Annotated in this window: 18 protein-coding genes; all 18 read right to left on the reverse strand. The window is 38.8% G+C overall.

Annotated features, from left to right (window positions below; genetic code table 11):
• The 18 genes from arsB to P0R33_RS22350 all read right to left on the reverse strand — a co-directional run bounded on the left by arsB (position 1) and on the right by P0R33_RS22350 (position 20,053).
• The gene (arsB, locus tag P0R33_RS22265; RefSeq protein ID WP_129053268.1) at positions 1 to 1,086 is read right to left on the reverse strand and encodes an ACR3 family arsenite efflux transporter; all 1,086 of its coding nucleotides are present in this window, start codon (positions 1,084 to 1,086) and stop codon (positions 1 to 3) included.
• A 1-nt stretch (position 1,087) separates the two neighbouring features.
• Positions 1,088 to 1,702, reverse strand: a complete 615-nt coding sequence (locus tag P0R33_RS22270; protein ID WP_223705942.1) for a protein-tyrosine-phosphatase — start codon at positions 1,700 to 1,702, stop codon at positions 1,088 to 1,090.
• Between the two features lie 42 nt (positions 1,703 to 1,744).
• Entirely contained in the window at positions 1,745 to 2,218 is a 474-nt protein-coding gene (locus P0R33_RS22275; RefSeq protein WP_041515704.1) for a DUF6428 family protein, read from the reverse strand.
• Between the two features lie 33 nt (positions 2,219 to 2,251).
• The gene (locus tag P0R33_RS22280) at positions 2,252 to 2,758 is read right to left on the reverse strand and encodes a GNAT family N-acetyltransferase (protein WP_041515705.1); all 507 of its coding nucleotides are present in this window, start codon (positions 2,756 to 2,758) and stop codon (positions 2,252 to 2,254) included.
• Positions 2,749 to 3,081, reverse strand: a complete 333-nt coding sequence (locus P0R33_RS22285) for a metalloregulator ArsR/SmtB family transcription factor (protein WP_041515706.1) — start codon at positions 3,079 to 3,081, stop codon at positions 2,749 to 2,751. The genes P0R33_RS22280 and P0R33_RS22285 overlap by 10 nt, the downstream gene beginning before the upstream one ends.
• A 465-nt stretch (positions 3,082 to 3,546) precedes the next feature.
• Positions 3,547 to 6,051, reverse strand: a complete 2,505-nt coding sequence (locus tag P0R33_RS22290) for a multicopper oxidase domain-containing protein (protein ID WP_041515707.1) — start codon at positions 6,049 to 6,051, stop codon at positions 3,547 to 3,549.
• Between the two features lie 28 nt (positions 6,052 to 6,079).
• On the reverse strand, positions 6,080 to 6,568 hold the full coding sequence (locus tag P0R33_RS22295; protein WP_241687386.1) for a DUF305 domain-containing protein: 489 nt from the start codon (positions 6,566 to 6,568) through the stop codon (positions 6,080 to 6,082).
• Between the two features lie 155 nt (positions 6,569 to 6,723).
• A complete protein-coding gene (locus P0R33_RS22300) occupies positions 6,724 to 7,596 on the reverse strand; it encodes a DUF2911 domain-containing protein (protein ID WP_041515901.1) in 873 nt (290 codons plus the stop codon).
• 11 nt (positions 7,597 to 7,607) lie between these two features.
• Positions 7,608 to 8,852, reverse strand: coding sequence for a hypothetical protein (locus P0R33_RS22305; RefSeq protein ID WP_223705940.1), 1,245 nt, complete (start codon positions 8,850 to 8,852; stop codon positions 7,608 to 7,610).
• 28 nt (positions 8,853 to 8,880) lie between these two features.
• The gene (locus P0R33_RS22310) at positions 8,881 to 11,418 is read right to left on the reverse strand and encodes a heavy metal translocating P-type ATPase (RefSeq protein WP_223705939.1); all 2,538 of its coding nucleotides are present in this window, start codon (positions 11,416 to 11,418) and stop codon (positions 8,881 to 8,883) included.
• Between the two features lie 86 nt (positions 11,419 to 11,504).
• Positions 11,505 to 12,044, reverse strand: coding sequence for a DUF3347 domain-containing protein (locus tag P0R33_RS22315; protein WP_008463745.1), 540 nt, complete (start codon positions 12,042 to 12,044; stop codon positions 11,505 to 11,507).
• Between the two features lie 18 nt (positions 12,045 to 12,062).
• A complete protein-coding gene (locus P0R33_RS22320; protein ID WP_008463746.1) occupies positions 12,063 to 13,277 on the reverse strand; it encodes an efflux RND transporter periplasmic adaptor subunit in 1,215 nt (404 codons plus the stop codon).
• A 3-nt stretch (positions 13,278 to 13,280) separates the two neighbouring features.
• Positions 13,281 to 14,621 carry an efflux RND transporter periplasmic adaptor subunit gene (locus P0R33_RS22325; protein WP_223705938.1) on the reverse strand — a complete coding sequence of 447 codons (1,341 nt, stop codon included), beginning with the start codon at positions 14,619 to 14,621 and terminating at the stop codon, positions 13,281 to 13,283.
• A complete protein-coding gene (locus P0R33_RS22330; protein ID WP_008463753.1) occupies positions 14,599 to 15,882 on the reverse strand; it encodes a TolC family protein in 1,284 nt (427 codons plus the stop codon). The genes P0R33_RS22325 and P0R33_RS22330 overlap by 23 nt, the downstream gene beginning before the upstream one ends.
• The gene (locus P0R33_RS22335; RefSeq protein WP_008463755.1) at positions 15,833 to 17,767 is read right to left on the reverse strand and encodes an efflux RND transporter permease subunit; all 1,935 of its coding nucleotides are present in this window, start codon (positions 17,765 to 17,767) and stop codon (positions 15,833 to 15,835) included. The genes P0R33_RS22330 and P0R33_RS22335 overlap by 50 nt, the downstream gene beginning before the upstream one ends.
• The gene (locus P0R33_RS22340) at positions 17,754 to 19,064 is read right to left on the reverse strand and encodes an efflux RND transporter permease subunit (RefSeq protein WP_008463756.1); all 1,311 of its coding nucleotides are present in this window, start codon (positions 19,062 to 19,064) and stop codon (positions 17,754 to 17,756) included. The genes P0R33_RS22335 and P0R33_RS22340 overlap by 14 nt, the downstream gene beginning before the upstream one ends.
• A gap of 4 nt (positions 19,065 to 19,068) precedes the next feature.
• Entirely contained in the window at positions 19,069 to 19,539 is a 471-nt protein-coding gene (locus tag P0R33_RS22345) for a heme-binding domain-containing protein (protein ID WP_008463760.1), read from the reverse strand.
• Position 19,540: 1 nt separating this feature from the next.
• On the reverse strand, positions 19,541 to 20,053 hold the full coding sequence (locus P0R33_RS22350; protein ID WP_008463761.1) for a DUF3347 domain-containing protein: 513 nt from the start codon (positions 20,051 to 20,053) through the stop codon (positions 19,541 to 19,543).
• Positions 20,054 to 20,060: the final 7 nt, after the last annotated feature.

The following is a 20,060-nucleotide window of genomic DNA, read 5'->3' on the forward strand; positions in this document are numbered from 1 at the left end:
TTAAGCAGTTTCTGCAGGCAGTTGTTTTGTAAAATACTTTTTTCTAAACCAAAATGCAAGGTTTACCAGTGCTATAAGAGCAGGTACTTCTACCAAAGGACCAATAACACCTGCAAATGCCTGTCCGCTGTTTATTCCGAATACTCCAATTGCCACGGCAATAGCCAATTCAAAATTATTGCCGGTGGCTGTAAACGCAATAGATGTAGCCTTTGAATAGTCAGCCCCAAAATATTTTCCTGTAAAAAAGCTGATGACAAACATTAAAGTAAAGTATATGACAAGCGGTATTGCAATACGCACGACATCCATCGGGATTTGAACAATAAGTTCCCCTTTCAGGCTGAACATTACAATGATCGTAAAGAGCAGTGAAATAAGAGTAATCGGTGAGATAAACGGCACGTACTTATCCTCAAACCATTCAGAGCCTTTTAAAGCTATCAAAGCATAGCGGCTTATGATTCCCAGAGCAAATGGAATACCTAGATAGATACCCACACTCTCGGCAATCTGTGCAATGATGATATTGACTTCAAAACCATCATATCCAAAATAGGGAGGTAGAATGGTTATAAAAATGTAAGCGTATACACTATAAAGCAGTACCTGAAAAATACTGTTTAGGGCAATTAGTCCTGCAGCATATTCGCGGTTTCCGTCTGCCAGATCGTTCCATACCACAACCATTGCGATACAACGTGCCAGGCCAATCAGGATCACCCCGATCATGTATTCAGGATATCCGCTTAAAAACAGGAGCGCCAACAAAAACATCAAGACAGGGCCTACAATCCAGTTCAGGAATAAAGAGGCGCCCAAGACTTTAGTGTTCTTGAAAACCTGTCCCATCTGTTCGTATTTTACTTTTGCCAGTGGCGGGTACATCATCAGGATAAGTCCTATTGCCAATGGAATGTTTGTTGTTCCGCTGGAGAAAGAATTGATGAAATCTCCGCTGGAAGGAATAAAGTATCCTATAGCCACGCCTATAGCCATAGCAAGGAAAATCCAAAGGGTCAAGAAGCGGTCAAGGAAGCTTAACTTTTTGCGTCCGACAGCTGGTGCACAGTTATTTGCTGACATTTTATTTTTTTATTTGTGAGAATATGTAAAACATTTCAGTTCCAATCTGCAGACTGCGCTCCAGATAAGTTTCTTTCTGCTGAGGCGTTCCGTCGGAAATTTTTGGATCTTCAAAAGTGATCGGGATTCTTTTCTCAGCGCCTGCTATAAACGGGCATCCACCGTCAGCCTGCGAACAGGTCATTATTGCGGCAAATCCGCTTTCAGGATTGAAATCATCATCATAGGTTTTGGAAAAACCGATAACAGGAAGTTCGTCAGCTGAATATTTTATTGAATAAACGGGGTTTGAACCCTCTGAAAGGGTTTTGATGTTGAATCCTGAATCCTTCAAAGTCTCCGCTGCCATCGGGAAAAGGGCAGTAGCCTCGGTTCCTCCTGAATAGCATGAAACGTTTTTGATGCCGTAATAGGCGGCGGCAGTCTGCGCCCAAACCTGCGATAAGTGGCTTCTTCTGGAATTATGCGTGCAGATCAGGTTTAGTCTGGTTTCCAGCTTACTGTCCACTTTGGTCTGAATGAAGTCGATTAATGGCTGCAGGACTGCTTTGCGATCTTCAGAGATCTGCTTAAAATCAAATGATTTAACGGTATTCTCAATTTGTGGATATAACATAGTTTTTTGGCTGTAAAGGTTTATTGATTATCTGTTTAATGATTAGCAGCATCCTCCGCCCGGAGTGCATGAAGAAACATTATCAGTATTTAGCTGAGATAATTTTACTTTAGGCTTATCAGATGGAATACCGCACTGCTCCTGAGCTAAGCAGGCTGTCTGTTTATTAAGCAGAGTGAAGTTTTTGCCGTTAAAATCCAAATCGTATTTCCCGATTGTAGTGTTCTGGTACTCCACTTCAATTTCATTGTCTTCAATTCCCAAGACTTTTTCTGAAAGCTCAATGATGTGGATCAGTTTCTGAGGTTTAAGCCTGTGCTCGTAGTCGTTGGCATCCCAAAGCTGGAAGTTTACAACTGTTTCTTTTCTTACTGTTCCTCCGCAGTCGATGAAGTTTTTGGTAACCAAGCCTACTTCAGTTACGTGAAAATATTCTGGTACAAATGTGCCGTCCGGCAATTCAAAATTTACAGCTTCCACTGTTTTAAGCACTTCTTTAATTTCTGAAAGTTTCATAATTTTTTATATTTAGTTAAACTATATTTTTTATTAATTAATAACGGAGCTTCTTCTTTCAAGAAGCGCAGTATTTCTCCAGATACCATTCTGTTTTCCGATTTTTTCTCTTGTTCCAAGTATTCGGAAGCCTGCTTTTTCATGGATGCGGAGACTTGCCGTGTTCTCAGGAAAGATTCCTGCCTGAAGCGTCCAGATTCCTTCTGTTTCGCTCTGTCGGACAAGTTCATTTAAAAGGGTAAGCCCGACTCCTTTTCCTGAATGTGCTGGATCCACATATACGCTCACCTCTGCAACCCCCGCATAAACGCAGCGTGAAGAAACAGGTGTAAGGGCAGCCCAGCCAATTACCTTGCCATCTTCCTGCATCACAACCCGGCATGACTTAAGATGTGACTGGTCCCAGTCTTCCCATGAAGGGGCGCTGGTCTGGAAAGTGGCATTGCCGGTATCTATCCCTTTTTGGTAAATTATTTTTACCTGATCCCAGTGTTTATCCGAAAGTTTTCTGATTTCCATATTTTTATAGATTAGCAGCATTCACTTCGCTTTTTTGCCAAATGATCTGATATATGCTCAAAGAAACCTTTTATCTTTTCAAGTCCAGGTTCGTTGATGCAGTAGCAGATAGAATTTCCTTCGATGCTTCCTTTAATCAGTCCCGCATTTTTCAATTCTTTCAAATGCTGTGAAACGGTCGGCTGTGAAAGGGGAAGTTCGTTTACAATATCTCCGCAGATGCAAGCATCCACTTTTAATAAATATTCCATAATAGCAATACGCGCAGGATGGCCTAATGCTTTTGCTAAAACAGCCAGCTCGTTCTGGCTTTCTGTAAAGTGATCTGTTTTTGTTGCTCCCATCGTTTTATATTTATATTGCAATATTACGATAATAATTTAAATAAAAAAAAATATAAAGATTTATTTTTATGAAGATGAAGGCATCGGCTAAGAAAAAGATTCGATGCATATGGTTTTATAATATTGTTTGTTACCCGAATGCTAGTTTTATCAAACCAATGTATAAAGCAATAATTACATGGTTTATCGTTAGCTGATATTATATAAATACAATACAAACTGAACAACCCATAATTAGAAAGATGTTCAGCATTTGCAGTTATTTGTTATTAATAATACCAATTTTAAATTTAAAATTGGTATTATTAGATTTTCATACTGGTTCAATTTCGATCATTAATTTGAATGGACTTCCACACCGTTCAAATGAAAGACAATTTAAAAAAATTGATATCCTTCAATATTAACCGATTAATCTTAATTCTAGAATTTGGTCTTACAATAATTTACTATTGTACTTATAAGCTAGTAATTTAAAATAAATCCTGCACCAAAGCCCATATCACTGTCATAGTGTGAAGACAAAGAACCCCATCTGGTAATTATATAGCGTAGTCCTGCCATATATTCCTTGTCTGTATTCCACATCAAATTCATTCTAAGCCGTTTAGAAACGGGAATGTCTTTACGTTCAAATTGTAATCTGACTTTACCATCGGTAAAAACTTCAGCTTGTGCTACTATTAACATAGGTAGGATGTAGTTAACCCCTAGACTTACCACTGCACGTTTATCCTTAGTATTGGTTTGTCCAAAAAGATTATTTTCTTGTATATCTTCTCCCATTCTTCTATATCTCCAGTCAAATCCTATAAAAGGCATTAACCATTGCATTTTTCCAATATATCGACCAATATGTGTTTCTGTTTCATAACCATGCATGTCATTGTATCCTAACCTCCATTCGGTTCCAATGCTCCAGCGTGTACTTTGATACATTGCTTCACCGTCATTTCCATTGGTGGCAAAATCATTTTCTGCCATAAAGTGGAATTTTCTGTCGTCGGCAAAAAGTTTTCGCTGTGCTAGTTTTGGGTTTGGTATTTCAGGATTGGCCGGCTGATTTTCATAAGTAAAAACCCTGCCCATTCCGCTCATCATATGATATAAAATATGGCAGTGAAAAAACCAGTCTCCATCAACATTGGCATTAAATTCCAAAGTATCGGTTTCCATAGGCATTATATCAATCACATTTTTTAATGGTGCATATTCTCCTTGTCCATTAAGAACCCTGAAATCATGTCCATGCAAGTGCATTGGATGGCGCATCATAGAATTATTATGCAAAATTATACGTACATTTTCACCTTTTTTAATTAATATTTTATCAGCTTCTGAAACCACCTTATTGTCCAGACTCCATACATATCGATTCATATTCCCCGTAAGTTCAAATTTTAGTTCTTTAACAGGGGCATTTTCGGGAAGCGTAGTTTTTGTAGGTGATTTAAGCATTGCATAATTTAGTGTTGTAATATCCGAAAGTGCATTGGCATTATATTGCTCAGCATCCATTTTCATTCCTTCCATCTTTGTACTGGTTTTAGGCTTTGTTTCACCTGTAATCTCAGGATACATTACTACATTCATATCCATCTTATTAAGGCTCATGCTCATTCCCATGTCATCCAGATCGCCATTCATTTTCATCATGCCGTTCATCATTTTCATTCCTTCGAAATATTTAAGTTTTGGCAAAGGAGCTACTAATTGCTTAATTCCGCTTCCGATGTAAAGGGACGTAGATTTTGTTCGGTCTTCGGGTGTTGCTAAAAATTCATAAGCTGTTTTATCAGCTGGAATAGTAACAACTATGTCATAGGTTTCAGAAACTGCAATAATTAGTCGATCAACCTCAACGGGTTCTACGTCATTCCCATCATTTGCCACAACCGTAATTTTCCCACCGGCATAGGTTAACCAAAAGTAGGTTGATGCACCTCCATTGGAAACCCGTAATCGGACCTTATCACCTGCTTTAAATTGGGAAAGCTGATTTTCATTTTTCCCATTGATTAAAAATTTGTCGTAATAAACATCACTGACATCCATGGCATTCATTCGCTTCCATTCATTTTTTATTTTGTCGCTGAAATACCCCTGTTTTATAGCTTCTGCATAACTTTGTGTAGTGCCCTTTTTAATAGCAAACCAGTCTGATGCATTGTGCAGTAATCGATGTACATTTTCAGGTTTCATATCTGTCCATTCACTTAGTATTATGGGAACGGAAGGCAAATCATCGATTCCCTTGCGAAAGGTCGGATCATCTGTCCTTTTATTCATAATGAACGAACCGTACATGCCTATCTGTTCCTGAAGTTCCGTATGGCTATGATACCAGTGTGTGCCATGCTGAATAATGGGAAAAGTATACAGATGCGTCGTATGGGGTTTAATTGGCATTTGAGTTAGATTTGGCACACCATCATATTGATTGGGTAAGAATAAGCCATGCCAATGCAAGGAAGTATCTTCATCCAGCTCATTGTGAACATAGATTTCCGCAGTATCTCCTTCTGTAAAGGTCAAAGTAGGCATAGGTATTTGTCCGTTAACGGCAATGGCCCTTTTTGCTTTTCCTGTAAAATTTACAATTGTGTCTCTTATATACAGGTCATATCGGACTACACGCGGTGGCGAAGTATTTTCTTCAGCTCTTTTCTGAGAAATAGAACTACTATTGCCGTCCTGAAGTGTCTTATTACCTTGGTCAGTTTGCTTGGTGGCTTTATTTTCTGCTGTTTTTGTTTGCTTGTCTGACTTTTCCGGAACTAGTTTCATACCGCACTTGGGGCAGTTTCCTGGTTTGGCTTCATGAATTTCGGGATGCATTGGACAAGTATACGTAGTGGGATTTGACTCTTCTTTCGAAGGCTTTTTATCCATTTCCATTGTTTTCATATCCTGAGCATAAATTAGGACAGGAAGCATGATAAAAACTAGTATTGTAAGTATATTTTTCATATTGCTATTTTTATAGAATATTGTTCTGTTATTTTTTTTTCATTTCACCCAACTTGGCTTTCATCTGCGCAATTTCAGCTTCTTGTGCTTTTATAATGTCTTGTGCAAGCTGACTTATTTCTGGATCTTGAAGGGAAGCCTCTTTGGCCATGAGGATTGCCGCTGCATGGTGTGGAATCATTGATTTTAAGAACTCTTTATCGTCAACAGCCGCTTGCAGTCTGATGCAGGAAAAAAAAATAATTGCAGCAAGGCCGCCTATGGCAAGTAATGCCATGTTCCACTTTTTATTCATATACATACTGCCCATTACAATAATCTCAATTATGAGCATCGGCATAGTCATTAGTCCTGCCATGTAAAATTGATTTACATTGGGAATGACATTAGCAAAAACATCTACCATCGAGTACATTAGGATGTACATAGCAATAAATGACAATACGATCATAAATGCTAATTTTTTGTACATTTTTGGGTTTTTCTCTTTTGAATGCTGCTGTGTTGTGTGTTCCATTTTCATGATTTTTTTCCTTTAAAAGTTATTTAGATTAATAAATTTTCCTCCAAAACAAATCTAATGGCACTATAATATAATACAGCATTAGCTTAAGTGGCGGGGATTTTTTCTGCGCTTGTATTTTTCAATGTGATATTGTAATAGCTTAATATTTATTTGCTTTTAAGTAATAATTGTAACTCTTCAAGCTGGTTTTTTAATTTTTCCGTGCCTTTCATTTTTTTCTGTTCTGCAATTGCAAGGGCTTTTTTTGCAGCCTCGATGGCATTGGGATAATCCTTGAGTTCTACTGAGATTTTCTGTCTTAAAGTCGGATAATAAAAATTTTCAGGATCTAATTTTTCAGCTTCAGCTAACCACGATACTGCTTGGTTGTTTGCTCTGCACGTGGCTGAATAATAATTTGCTGCCTGAAACAATAAAGTAGCATTTTGACTTTTTTCTTTAATAATATATTTGTCAATTAGGGCTAAAATTTCTTTGTCAGCTTTGCTTTTCATAGGTATTTTAACCATTGTGTTTTCCCATTCTATTTTAAGGAAGCCTTCTCCTTTACTGTTGATGTCATTTAATTCAATGGTAAAAGTTTCATAAAAACCAATCGTTTTTTCTGTGGGAACGGTAAAACGCATAACATCTTTTTTCTCATCATAACCAGTTTCGCCATGTAAAGTAATATCACTATTGATAATTATAGTCCACTCATTTTCTGAAGGAATTGAGAATACAGAATAAGTTCCTTCTCTTAAAATATTGTTTCCAAAAGCAATATCTTCATTAGTACTTATGGTCGTACAATCGCTGGCGCCTGTTCGCCAGAGTTTACCAAAAGGCACTAATTCGCCAAATATTTTTCGCCCTCTTACTAAGGGTCTGCTATAGGATATTTTGACTGTAGAACTTCCGATTTCTTGTTGAAATGATGCAGAGGGACTTGCAGGGGTAAGTTTAATTTGAATTTTTTCTTGTGCAGAAATTGATAACGATTGCATAATAATGAAGCTTAGCAGAATTATTTTTTTCATAGTTTTTAATTTTAAATTGATTTTGATATTTTTTCCATTATCGAATGGTCGCTGCCAAATTTGCATATAGCATCACAATTGGCTCTTAGTTCAGAAAACAGGATATACTTAATATTCATTTTAGAGTTTTTTATAACAGGTCTATTGAGTTGAAGGACTAAATCCTTTTCCCGATTATTTGGAATTATAATATAAAAAACTTCCTGTCCGTTTGAAATAGTAAAGTATAGGTCAGACAACCGTAGTATGCCCGAATAGATACTAGTGCTCTTTTCTACTTCAAAGGCTCCTATAATTTTGTTTGTGCCTTTTTCGAACCACAACACATCAATTAACTTGATGGTATTTTGAGTGTCCTTGTCAGTAGGCAGCTCAGGGAATTTTCCAAGTGAAATAAAGGAGAAATTCTGCCCATCAAACGATTTGCTTTTATCATTGCTTGCCGGAGTAACATCGAAACCCAATGAAACTCCAATTTTTAATAAATGGTACTGCATTTCACTATGCAGATTTTCTTCTAGTTTTTCGTCAAGTATTTCTTTTTGGCGCTTGTGTACGTTTTTTTCGAATCTTGCACGTTCTACTTCGCTTAAATATTCATCATTGCCTATTAGCATTTTCTGAGTTCCAATTTCAAAACACAATCCAGCGATGGCACCCAAATCATTTGAGAGCTGAGATTTATGCAAACTGTTAGTTTCCATTAAAACTTCTCGTATTTTAAGATATTCTGTCCAGCTTCCCAATTTTTTTTTGTCTTTAAAAAGAAAATTAAAACCATTTAGAATAGCAGTGTTGAATGGTGGGAACCAGGTTGGGTGTATGAAATATAGAATACTGGCAACCGCTGGCCCTAAGCCTTTAATTTTTAATTCATCGAGTCTTATGATTTCTTTTACAACCTGTTCTTCAGACTTGGCATTGATACAATTTTCAAGAAACTGACCAAAAGCCAATTTATTGTTTTGATTTTCATAGATATCTGGAATGCGTAATTTGGGTTTCCAATAAAACGGATGGGAAACCCCTGCAAAGACTTGTTTTTGTTCGGCTATGCAGCTCAAAACAAATTCTAAGCTGCTTTCTTTAAAATCATTAGGAAAGTTCTTGTTTTTAATATCCTCAATGACTTGCAGAACACCGCGTCTAATAGTCCGAAATGCTTTTAACCGTTGGTTGTTATCTATAAACCAGGTATTATAGACACTTTCGTTATCGTTTTTATACTGCAGAATAATTTGTCCTAGATTGGTCATTTGTTTGTATAGTAAAATTATTTATTCTTTAGAGTTTTAAACTTCTCAATCGCAATGCATTCACAATAACAGATACAGAACTAAAACTCATTGCCAAGGCAGCAATCATAGGAGAAAGTAATATTCCGAAAAATGGATATAAAACACCCGCAGCAACTGGTACGCCTAAGACATTATATACAAAAGCAAAGAATAGGTTTTGCTTGATGTTGCTCATTACAGCGTGGCTCAGATTTTTTGCTTTTACAATTCCTTGCAGATCTCCTTTTACCAAAGTAATCTTGGCGCTTTCGATCGCAACATCTGTTCCTGTTCCCATCGCAATTCCAATGTCCGATTGAGCCAAAGCTGGCGCATCATTTATTCCATCTCCCGCCATAGCTACAATTTTTCCTTCGGCTTGAAGTTTCTCGATTACTTTTAATTTATCCTCGGGTAAACAACCTGCCTGAAAAGAGGTTAAATGCAATTCGTCTGCAACCGCTTTGGCTGTATTTACATTATCTCCCGTAAGCATGATTACTTCAACCCCTTGGCGCATTAATTCTTTTATAGCTGCAGCACTTGTTTCTTTTATAGCATCGGTTATCGTTACAAATCCCACTACATTTTTATCTACAGCGATATAAGAAACTGTTTTTCCTAATTTTTGTTCTGCAATAATTTTTTCTTCAATTGTGGCAGAAATAGCTGCCCCTGCTTGCTCCATTAATTTTTTATTCCCTAATGCCATCTTTTTATCAATAGCAGTTCCGATAACTCCTTTTCCGGCGATGTTTTCAAAATCATCTACTTTGGTCAAAGAAACATTTTTAGCTTTTGCAAATTTCACTACAGCCTCCGCAAGAGGATGCTCACTGTACTGATTTAAAGACGCTATGTATTGCAGCAGTTCATCTTCTGAATATTGCAGCGCTACGATTTTTTCTACCGAAGGTTTGCCCTCCGTAATTGTTCCTGTTTTATCCGTAATGAGAACATTTACTTTGTCCATTTTTTCCAAAGCTTCGGCATTTTTTATCAGAATTCCCGATTGAGCGCCTTTTCCAACTCCTACCATTACAGACATCGGTGTTGCTAAACCCAGTGCACATGGACAAGCAATTATCAATACGGCAATGGCGTTGATAAATCCGTAAACCATTGCCGGTTCCGGGCCAAATTTTGCCCAAATGAAAAAAGTAAGAACAGAGATAACAACAACAATCGGCACAAAATATTTGGCGATACTATCTGCTAGTTTCTGTATTGGTGCTCTGGAACGGCTTGCATTATTGACCATTTGTATAATTTGCGAAAGCAAGGTTTCCGAACCAACTTTTTCGGCAACCATAATAAAGGATTTGTTTCCGTTTATAGTCCCTGAAGACACCATATCACCTATTTTTTTATCTACAGGAATTGGTTCGCCGGTAATCATCGATTCGTCTACTGTGCTTTCACCATCAGTAATCTTCCCGTCTACAGGAATTTTGTCTCCGGGTTTTACCCGTAATAAATTACCTTTTTTGATATCATGGATTGAGATTATTTTATCACCGCCATCAATTACCAAAGTAGCTTGGGTAGGAGCCAGTTTTAATAATTCTTTTATAGCACCACTGGTTTGACTATGTGCTCTTGCCTCGAGTAATTGTCCTAACAAAACCAAAGTTAGAATAACCGTTGTGGCCTCAAAGTATAGCAGCACTGTTCCGTGTTCGGTCTTAAATTCACTAGGAAAAACGTCTGGGAAAAACATTCCTGCCAAACTAAATAAAAATGCCACTCCTGTACCAATTCCGATAAGGGTAAACATATTTAAGTTCCATGTAATTATTGACTTCCAAGCCCGTACAAAAAATATCCAACACGCATAAAAGACAACAGGAAGTGATAAGATAAGTTGTACCCAGTTCCATTTAGAGGCATCCATTAATTGTAGTAGAGGATTCTTGTGAGCCATTTCTATCATAGCTATAGCGAAAATGGGAACAGTAAATACTACCGCTATTTTCATTTTCTTAACCAAATCCTTGTAAATTCTTTGGTCTTCGTTTTCACTTGGCTCCAGTGGCACCAGATCCATTCCGCAAATAGGACATGAACCTGGTGAATCGGTTATAACTTCCGGATGCATTGAACAGGTATACTGCTGAACCCGGGCAGCAGCAGGTTCTTGTACCAAATGCATTCCGCATACAGGACAATCTCCTGCTTTATCATACATTTTATCACCTTCACAATGCATCGGGCAATAATATTTCCCACCCGCATCATTGTGAGGTACGGCTGTCGTTTTATGATCATGTTTGTGTCCATGATTCTCAGCAGTGCTACAGCATGATTTCTCCGTTTTTTTTTCGTGCGAATGCGTGGTTTGAGTCATTTCAATGGTGTACTTTCCAACCGCAGTCAATGCTTCTTGGAGCTCTTCGGTCGCAATATGATTTTCCATTGTAATAGTTGCCAATGGAGGATCTAAGGAGACCTTTGCTTTTATTCCCTCTACAGCATTTAACGTTTTTTCTACTTTTGTACGACATCCATCGCAAGTCATTCCCGATATTGTATAGGTGTGTGTCATAAGGTTATTTTTTACAGTTCCGATGCGTTATTTCTTTAATATATAGAAAGTTAGTGATTTTTTTTAAGCCAATCTGCATATTCTAATTATTTAATTATTTCTTTCACCTCGCCGCACTTGAGCATTTTTTCTCCAAAGTACGGATTGCGCACTTCTTTGGTAGAACTAATCCATACGGCCCCTTTATTGTCGAAAGCCATTGGACAATATTCTAAGTAGAGCTCAGCCTCAGCCATTCCTGCTTTTTTTACCAGGCTGACCATTTCATTACTTAGATTAGAATAAGCAGCTCGCTGCTTATCGATATCGGGAGCTGAAACGATTGCCGTAGCACTTGCTGCAAGATTGCTGTTGCTGCTGATTTCCCGTGCTCCCGCTTCAATTGCATTCGCCGCCAGTTTTGCTTCAGCGACATTATCTTGGGCAAGGGCTACTGTTAAATGGGCATAGTGGCTGTATATCGCGTTTAAAATATCATCATTTATCCTGATTGCGGGATCCTTTAAAATTGGGACAGAGGCTTTATTATTCTGCTGAACCTCTTTCTTATTGTTTTCACCGTTACCGCACGCAATAAGCAGGAAGAGTGAGGCTATTGGAATTCCGATTTTGATTAATTTTTTCATTGTCTGTGTGATTGATTATTACATTTTCATTCCTGACATAGGGTTTTTGCCTTTCTTTAATATAAATTCACTGTACAAAAGATAGGCACCGGATGCAACGACGATATCTCCTTTTTTTAAACCGCTAGTAATTTCCACTTCATCGAAGGTTTCAGAACCAATAGCCACCATTTTAGGCTGATACTTGCCTTTTTCAATTTCAATCCACACATGTGTACCGCTGCCGTCTCTTATTACGGCATCTACAGGTATGGTTAATTTCATTTTTTGTTCTGATGAAGGCAGTAAAACAATTGCCTGTTGACCTGCCTGCCATTGCTTGTTTGGATTGGCAATAGCACCTCGCAGCTGTATGAGCTGTTTGCTTGTCTGCAGGGCAGGATTTATAAAATCTACCGTCATTGTTTGGGGCTGATCTTCATAACCCGAGACAATAACTTTTACTTTTTGGCCTATTTTAACTTTACCGGCATCTGCAGGATAGACATCAGCTTCGACCCATAAACGGGTATAATCTTCCAGTTTCATAATAGAGCCTCCTTCTGCTACATATTGGCCTTCTGTTATGGAAAGTTCTGCAACTATTCCTGAATACGGGGCATAATAAACAACATAAGGAGAAGCTTTTTGTTTTTTTAATAATTCATTAAGCTGTGCTTCAGATTGTCCATATAATAATAGTTTTTGTTTTGCAGCATTTTTTATTTGGGCAAATCGTTTATCCTCAGTAAAGCTTGCAGCCTGTGCCGTAGCTAGAAGGTACTCCTGCTGCAGGGCTGAAAGCTGCTCTGAATATATTTTGTACAAAGGCTGGCCTTTTCGAACGGGAACACCAGTTTCTTTTACATACAACTCTTCAATCCTTCCTGCCACGCGACTTGAAATGTAAATAGTTTGCTCAGGGTCAGTAACCAAACGTCCGTTAAGATGAGAAGAATTTGAAAATTCATTTTCCCCAGCAGTTATTGTAGTCAGATTAGCTAGTGCCTGCTGGCTCGGTCCCAAGGTTAGAAAGTCCTGTGCGTTGTTTTTTTCGAAAGGCACTAAATCCATTCCACAGATCGGGCATGAGCCGGGGCCATCTTTTACAATTTGCGGATGCATGGGGCAGGTATAGGTTTGAGCTTTTTCCTGACTGGTTTTTTTTTCTTCTTTTTGGGCACATGCTGTAAATAGAAGTGGAAAAACCATTGCAATGAGCAAAATAGTACGAATTATTAATTTATTGTTCATGGCTTAATTTTTTAATTTATTTTCTGAAGCTGTCTTGATAAAACTCTCACTGTCTATCATATAAGCCGCATTACTGGCGATATTCCAATTACTGATGTCTTGGTCTATTAGCACCATTCCATCACCATTATTTTTCGTTTTAACTTCTCTGGGAACAAACACGTCCTGCTCTTTTTTGAAAACGATGGATTTATTTCCTAAATTAAGAACGGCGCTTTGCGGAAGCCACCAGCCTTTACTGACAATAGGAATGGCTGCAGTTACTAATTTTCCGGTCTGAAATTTATTATCCTGCAAATAAATCCGTGCTATGGTAAAGTTGCTTCCCTCTTTAAAGACGGGTTGAATGAGTCCGATAGTACCAGTATACACGGTTTGCTTATCTGAGGGTTCATAAAACACCAACTTTTGTCCTTTTTTAATCTGGGATGATACCGATGGATCAAAAGCAAACTCAGCGATAAGGTTTTTGTTGGTATAAATTGTAAAAAGAGATTGTCCTGCACCAACATATTGTCCTTCTCTTAGCATAATAGCAGAGGAAGTAGGGGTAGATGCGCTGCTATTTGATGCTGCACTGCTACTTGAACCCATTGCGCCCATGCCATCATCTGACGGTGCGCTTTGAGGCGAAGCCGCAGGAGCTGCTGTAGAAGCATTTGCCGCTGCCGTGTTGTCTAAGATGTACCCGGTGGCATTACTGTAAACAGGAATGCGATAGGAGATTTTACCTGTTTTTAATACCTGTTGAATTTGCCCCTGCTGCATACCCAGGAGAGACAGTCTGTCTTTTGCTTTTTGAAGCATCGGATTGTTTGGGTCAGATTGATAAATAAACAACAACTCTCTTTGCGCGGCAGCCAGATCAGGGGAATAGATTTCCATGATCAACTGTCCTTTTTTTACGGGCTGGTAATTATAATTAATCAGCAGACGCTCAATCCTTCCGCTTACCCTGCTGGAAATGCTGGTCTGCTCGCGGGTATCGTAGGTAATAATTCCCTGTACATGCATGGAGAATATTTTAGTACTCTGGTCAGCTTTTATGACAGATATATTTGAAACGACTTGTTCGTTAACTGGTTTTAGCAGGTGTTTTAAGCTGCTGTCTATGGCTGTTTCCGTTCCAGCGGTATGCCTTGGGACCAATTCCATCCCGCATATTGGGCAGCTGCCGGGCTTATCCTGAATAACTTCGGGATGCATTGGACAAGTATATTCCTGATTTGTACTATGCTGGTGTGCTGGCTTATTGTTAGGCTCGGTTTTCTTGTTACAGGCTGTCAATAATAATATCGAAACGAATAACAATCCGACTAACTTAGCGATAGAGTTCTTTTTCATAATCGACAATCATTTGATATAGTTTTAATTTTTCATCTAATAAGTTATTCTGCAGCATATTTAAAGCTTCCCAGGAGTCAATTACTACAGGAATCTGCAGTTTGTTTTCCTGATAGTTCAGAAAGTTTACATCCAGCGATTTTTGCATTGAAGGGATTATTTTTGTTTCGAGTCCCTGGATTCTTTTTTGCATGGTCAGTATTTCATATTGCATACCATATAACATACCCTGGGTTTCCTGCAGCATGGCGGATTTCTCTTTCTCCATTGCCTGTACATTATATTGCATTGCTTTAACATCTGATTTATACATTTTTGATGACCATGGAGCAATAGGAATAGACATCATTGCCATTACCGAATAGGCTTTGGGCATCATTTTATCGAAAGAATTCATGTGGTCAAACTGGATTTTAAAAGAGGGATTTTTCTCCGCTTTCATCGCCTGAATACTGAGCTGCATCGATTCAATTCCCGCATCCATCTTTTTAATATCTCCCCGCACAGCAGCAAGACTTGTGGTGTCGTGCAAAGCAGGGTTGAAGACAGGAGTAATACTTGTGTCGATTGAAAAATCAGCATTGCCAGGCTGGTTCATCAAGCTGTTGAGCCATGCTCTTGCTTTTGCGATTTCACCTTCCTGCATGCGGATCATATTTTTGTTCTCTTCAATCCTTGCGTCAATCTTGTATACATTACCCAATTGCGACTGATTGTAAGGATAGCGTACTTCCTCAATCTTTTTCATGGTCAACATTATCTTTTCGTTCTGATCCAAAACTTTCATTCGCTCTTCGGCTACCATCCAGCTGTAGTAGAGCTGTTTGGCCTGCGCTTTATAGTCGTTAAGGGTAACGGTCCGCGTAGCGTTCTCAATATTTCCTTGGGACTGGATAAATTTTTTCTTCTTGTTTAGCTTTCCTATATTGGGGATATCTTGTTCAACTCTGAACATTAAAGATCCTTTGTCGCGGTCATCCATAACTTCCTGAAAAGGATAGGGTGTCATAAATGTCCCAACACCCACCATTGGTGCCATCCATGCCGTTGCGGCATCAGCACTATATTTGTACCCTTCAGCCTTTAGGCTATAGCTTTGCAGGAGCACGTTTTTTTTATCAATCCTGTGAAGGATTGTATCAAGAGACAAGACCTGTTGGGTCTGGCTCAATAGCTGTAATGGCAGTAAAAGCAATAGTACTGCCAGTATTTTAATGTTTGACATCATGTACTTCAAGTTTGCCATATTTTCGTAATTCATATTCTTTAGACATTAGGAAAATAAGCGGGGTTACTAATAAGATATGTACGGCAGAGGTAAATACGCCGCCAATCATAGGCAATACGATTGGTTTCATTACATCCATTCCGACACCATTGGACCAAAGGACAGGCACTAATCCAAATAATGAGACACAGACGGTCATTAGTTTTGGGCGTAATCTCTTTGCGGCGCCGTGTACCACATATTCTCTGAGATCGTCTTTAGTAATGGTTTCTCTTGAATTACCTTTGGCCTTGATAAGCTGCTCCATTGCATCATTGAGATAGATAACCATCACAATTCCGGTTTCCACGGCAATACCAAACAAGGCTATAAAACCTACAGCTACTGCCACTGATAGATTGACATCCCAGAAAAAAATTATATAGGCACCTCCAATCAAAGCAAAAGGCACTGTTATAAGACTTAAGAAGGCTTCTCTAAGGGAATTAAAGGCAAAATAGAGGGAGAAGAAAATAATAAGCAATACTATCGGTGCAATGATTTTAAGGGTCTTTTCTCCGCTGATCAGGTTCTCATATTGTCCGCTCCATTCTATAAAGTACCCTTCGGGAAGTATATTTTTGGCACTTTCTAATTTTTTCATAGCTTCCTGTACGGTTCCCCCCATATCACGATCACGTATGTTGAACATGACTGCCCCGCGAAGGAGTGCATTTTCTGAACTAATCATTGGAGGGCCATCTACGAATTTAATATCGGCAACAGAAGATAGGGGCACCTCTCCAAAGGTTGGAGACTGCAGGGGAATGCGTTTAATGCGTTCTACGCTATTTCTATAGTCCTGTGCCATACGAACGCTTATTGAAAATCGTCTTCGTCCTTCAACGGTATTGCCGATGGACGCTCCTCCTAAGGCAAATTCCACGGTTTGGTTTACGTCATCTACAGTGAGTCCATAACGGGCCAGTTCGGAACGATTGACATCAACATCCAGGTATTTGCCACCAGTAATAGGATCCACAAATAAGTCAGACACTCCAGGGGTTCCCTCTAAAGCCATTTTTACTCTTTCTGATACTCGCGCAATGGTATCGAGATTTTGACCGTAGACTTTAATACCCACGTCGGTACGAATTCCTGTAGCGAGCATATTGATACGGTTGATGATAGGCTGTGTCCAACCGTTTACCACACCCGGGATCTGCAGTTTGGTATCGAGTTCCTTAATAATGTCTTTTTTGTCTATTCCTTTACGCCATTCTGATTTTGGTTTTAGCATGATAATGGTCTCAATCATGCTCATTGGGGAATTATCGGTAGCTGTATTAGCCCGTCCGGCTTTGCCTAAAACACTTTCTACTTCGGGAACTGATTTTATTATTTTATCCTGTACCTGCAAGATGCGTTTGATTTCTCCATTGGATACATCAGGCAGGGTAACAGGCATAAATAAAATGCTCTGCTCATCCAGTGGGGGCATGAACTCTGTTCCCAGCCGCATCAATAATGGAATGGAAATCAATAACGCCAAAATATTAACCGTAAGGGTTGTTTTTCTCCATTTTAGGACCCAGCGTATGATAGGCTCATAACCTTTTTCCAAAAAACGATTTACGGGATGTGCATCAGTTGGACGGAATTTCCCTTTCATAAAAAAAGAGATCAGTACCGGAGCTAATGTAAGTACCAACAAGGCATCCACAATCAGTATGAAAGTTTTTGTATAAGCCAAGGGATGGAATAGCTTTCCTTCCTGTCCGGTAAGCATAAATACAGGCAGGAAAGAAGTAATTATAATTATGGTGGCAAAGAATACCCCGCGAGAAACCTGCTTGCTGCTTTTCTCAATTACTTTAAGCCTTTCCTCTTCGGATATCCACTGTGTTTTTTTGCGAAATATATTTTTAATTCTTTTCATCAGAGTTTGTTTCAGTTTTTTGTTCGGATTCCCATTGTGCATACCGTTGTGAGAGATGCTGGTAGGCATTTTCACTCATAATAATACCGTTGTCAACTATTACCCCAATGGCAAGTGCGATACCGGTAAGGGACATGATATTGGAGGATATTCCAAAGGCATTTAGAAGTATGAAACTCGCGGCAATTGTAATTGGGATCTGGATTATGATACTTAATGCGCTGCGCCAATGGAAAAGAAAAATAATAACGATAAGCGAAACCACAATCATCTCTTCAATTAAGGTGCGCTTAACCGAATCAATAGACTCTTTGATCAGATGCCCTCGGTCATATACAATATTGAATTTTACCCCTTTAGGAAGCCCTTTTGCGACTTCTTTCATCTTTTCTTTCACATTATCAATAACGGCATCGGCGTTTTCACCGTAACGCATCACGACGATGCCTCCAACAGCTTCGCCTGTACCATTATGATCAAAGATTCCCAATCGGGTTTCTCCGCTCATCTGGACTGTTCCTATATCGCTGACTTTTATAGGGATACCATTCTGGTTTTTCAGTGGAATATCCTCAATTTCTTTTATGGATTTCAGATAACCGGATGTCTTAATGATATAGCCAATATCACTCATGTCGAATTTTCTTCCGCCGCTTTCGTTATTATTGGCTCGTACGGCGCTTATAACCTCAGGGACAGACAGCTTATAATATAGCAGTTTGTTTGGATCAATGGTAACCTGGTATTCTTTTTGAAATCCTCCAAAAGAAGCAATTTCACTTACTCCGGGGACATTTTGCAAAGCAAATTTGACATACCAGTCCTGCAGTGCCCTTTGTTCGCCAAGGTCAATGCCGGGAGCGTCCAAAGTATACCAGAGTATATGGCCAACTCCGGTTCCATCGGGTCCCAATTGCGGTGCAACTCCTTTGGGCAGGGTGCTGCTAATTGTACTGAGCCTTTCCAGTACTCTTGATCTTGCCCAGTATACATCAACATCATCCTCAAAAATGACATAGATAAAACTCATTCCAAACATGGAAGCAGCCCTTACATATTTAATTTTAGGCAATCCCTGAAGGTTGGTAACCAAGGGATAGGTGATCTGGTCTTCAACGAGCTGTGGAGCACGTCCCATCCATTCTGTAAAAACGATTACCTGATTTTCAGATAGATCTGGAATAGCATCAATAGGATTTTTTTGAATAGAGATAATACCCCAAACAAATATTCCTGCTGATAATAGTAATATGATGAAACGGTTGCGCAGGGACCATTCTATTAATTTGTGTACCATAGATTTAATTTATTTTTGAAAGACTATCACTTACTTTTTCAATCCAATTGAGTAGCTGTTCTTTCTGAACAGTATTCAGTACTGCATCTTTATGGATCAGCGTATAGGAAGCCAAAGGCATTTGATTGGCTTTTATCTGCTTGGCAATTCGGTCTAATTTATTTTCCTGTTTTCGTTTCGAATAACTTCCCCATTGGCTGAAATTCAAATTTTCTTTTCCTTCCTTGATATGTCCTTCCATAAAGGTACGTGCCGGCTGGATGTAGGAGTACCATGGATATTGCGTGTTGCTGCTGTGACAATCGTAACAAGAAGTCTTAAGAATCGTTTGTATATTTTTGGGAATGGGATAGACTTTTGAAATGTGAATTGGTAAAACCTGCCCGTAATCGGAATTGCGGGCAGGCTGATACAATTGCATCAGTAGAAAAATAATTAACCCAATAAAAAGAATCTTTCTGATGAACCGTTTCATTTTACAATTGTTTTTTCATTGAACCGCAGGTAAGCATTTTAGAACCATAGTAAGGGTTTTTTATCTCTTTTGTTTCACTGATCCAGATAGCTCCTTTTCCACCATCATACATAGGGCAAGAATCCTGATATAGTGTTTTTGCAGCTCCAAAAGTTTTGATCAAATCATTTATGTCTTTACTCAATAGAGCGAAATGCTCTCTTTGATGCTCAATATTACCGCCATTGGCCCCAATATGTTCTGCATGCTCTTTGGCATCGTCAGCTATATCAAGATATTCAGCTTTGGATTTTGGATTTATCGATTTTACATTTGTGGTTTTGAAAGCCGAATACAGTGCCTTGCCAGCTTTAGCGGCCCCGTTGCTGTCATCTTTTGCGAGTGCATTTTTTAACGCTAAATAATCTGCAACAATTTGCTGAGTTGAAAATTTTGCTTCTGTTTTTTTGCTTTGCGCATTGCCAGAAACCATTACGCATACCATTAATATGGCTGAAAGAATTGTATTTTTCATTTTAATT

The sequence above is a fragment of the Flavobacterium sp. YJ01 genome, from assembly GCF_029320955.1.
Classification (GTDB): Bacteria; Bacteroidota; Bacteroidia; order Flavobacteriales; family Flavobacteriaceae; genus Flavobacterium.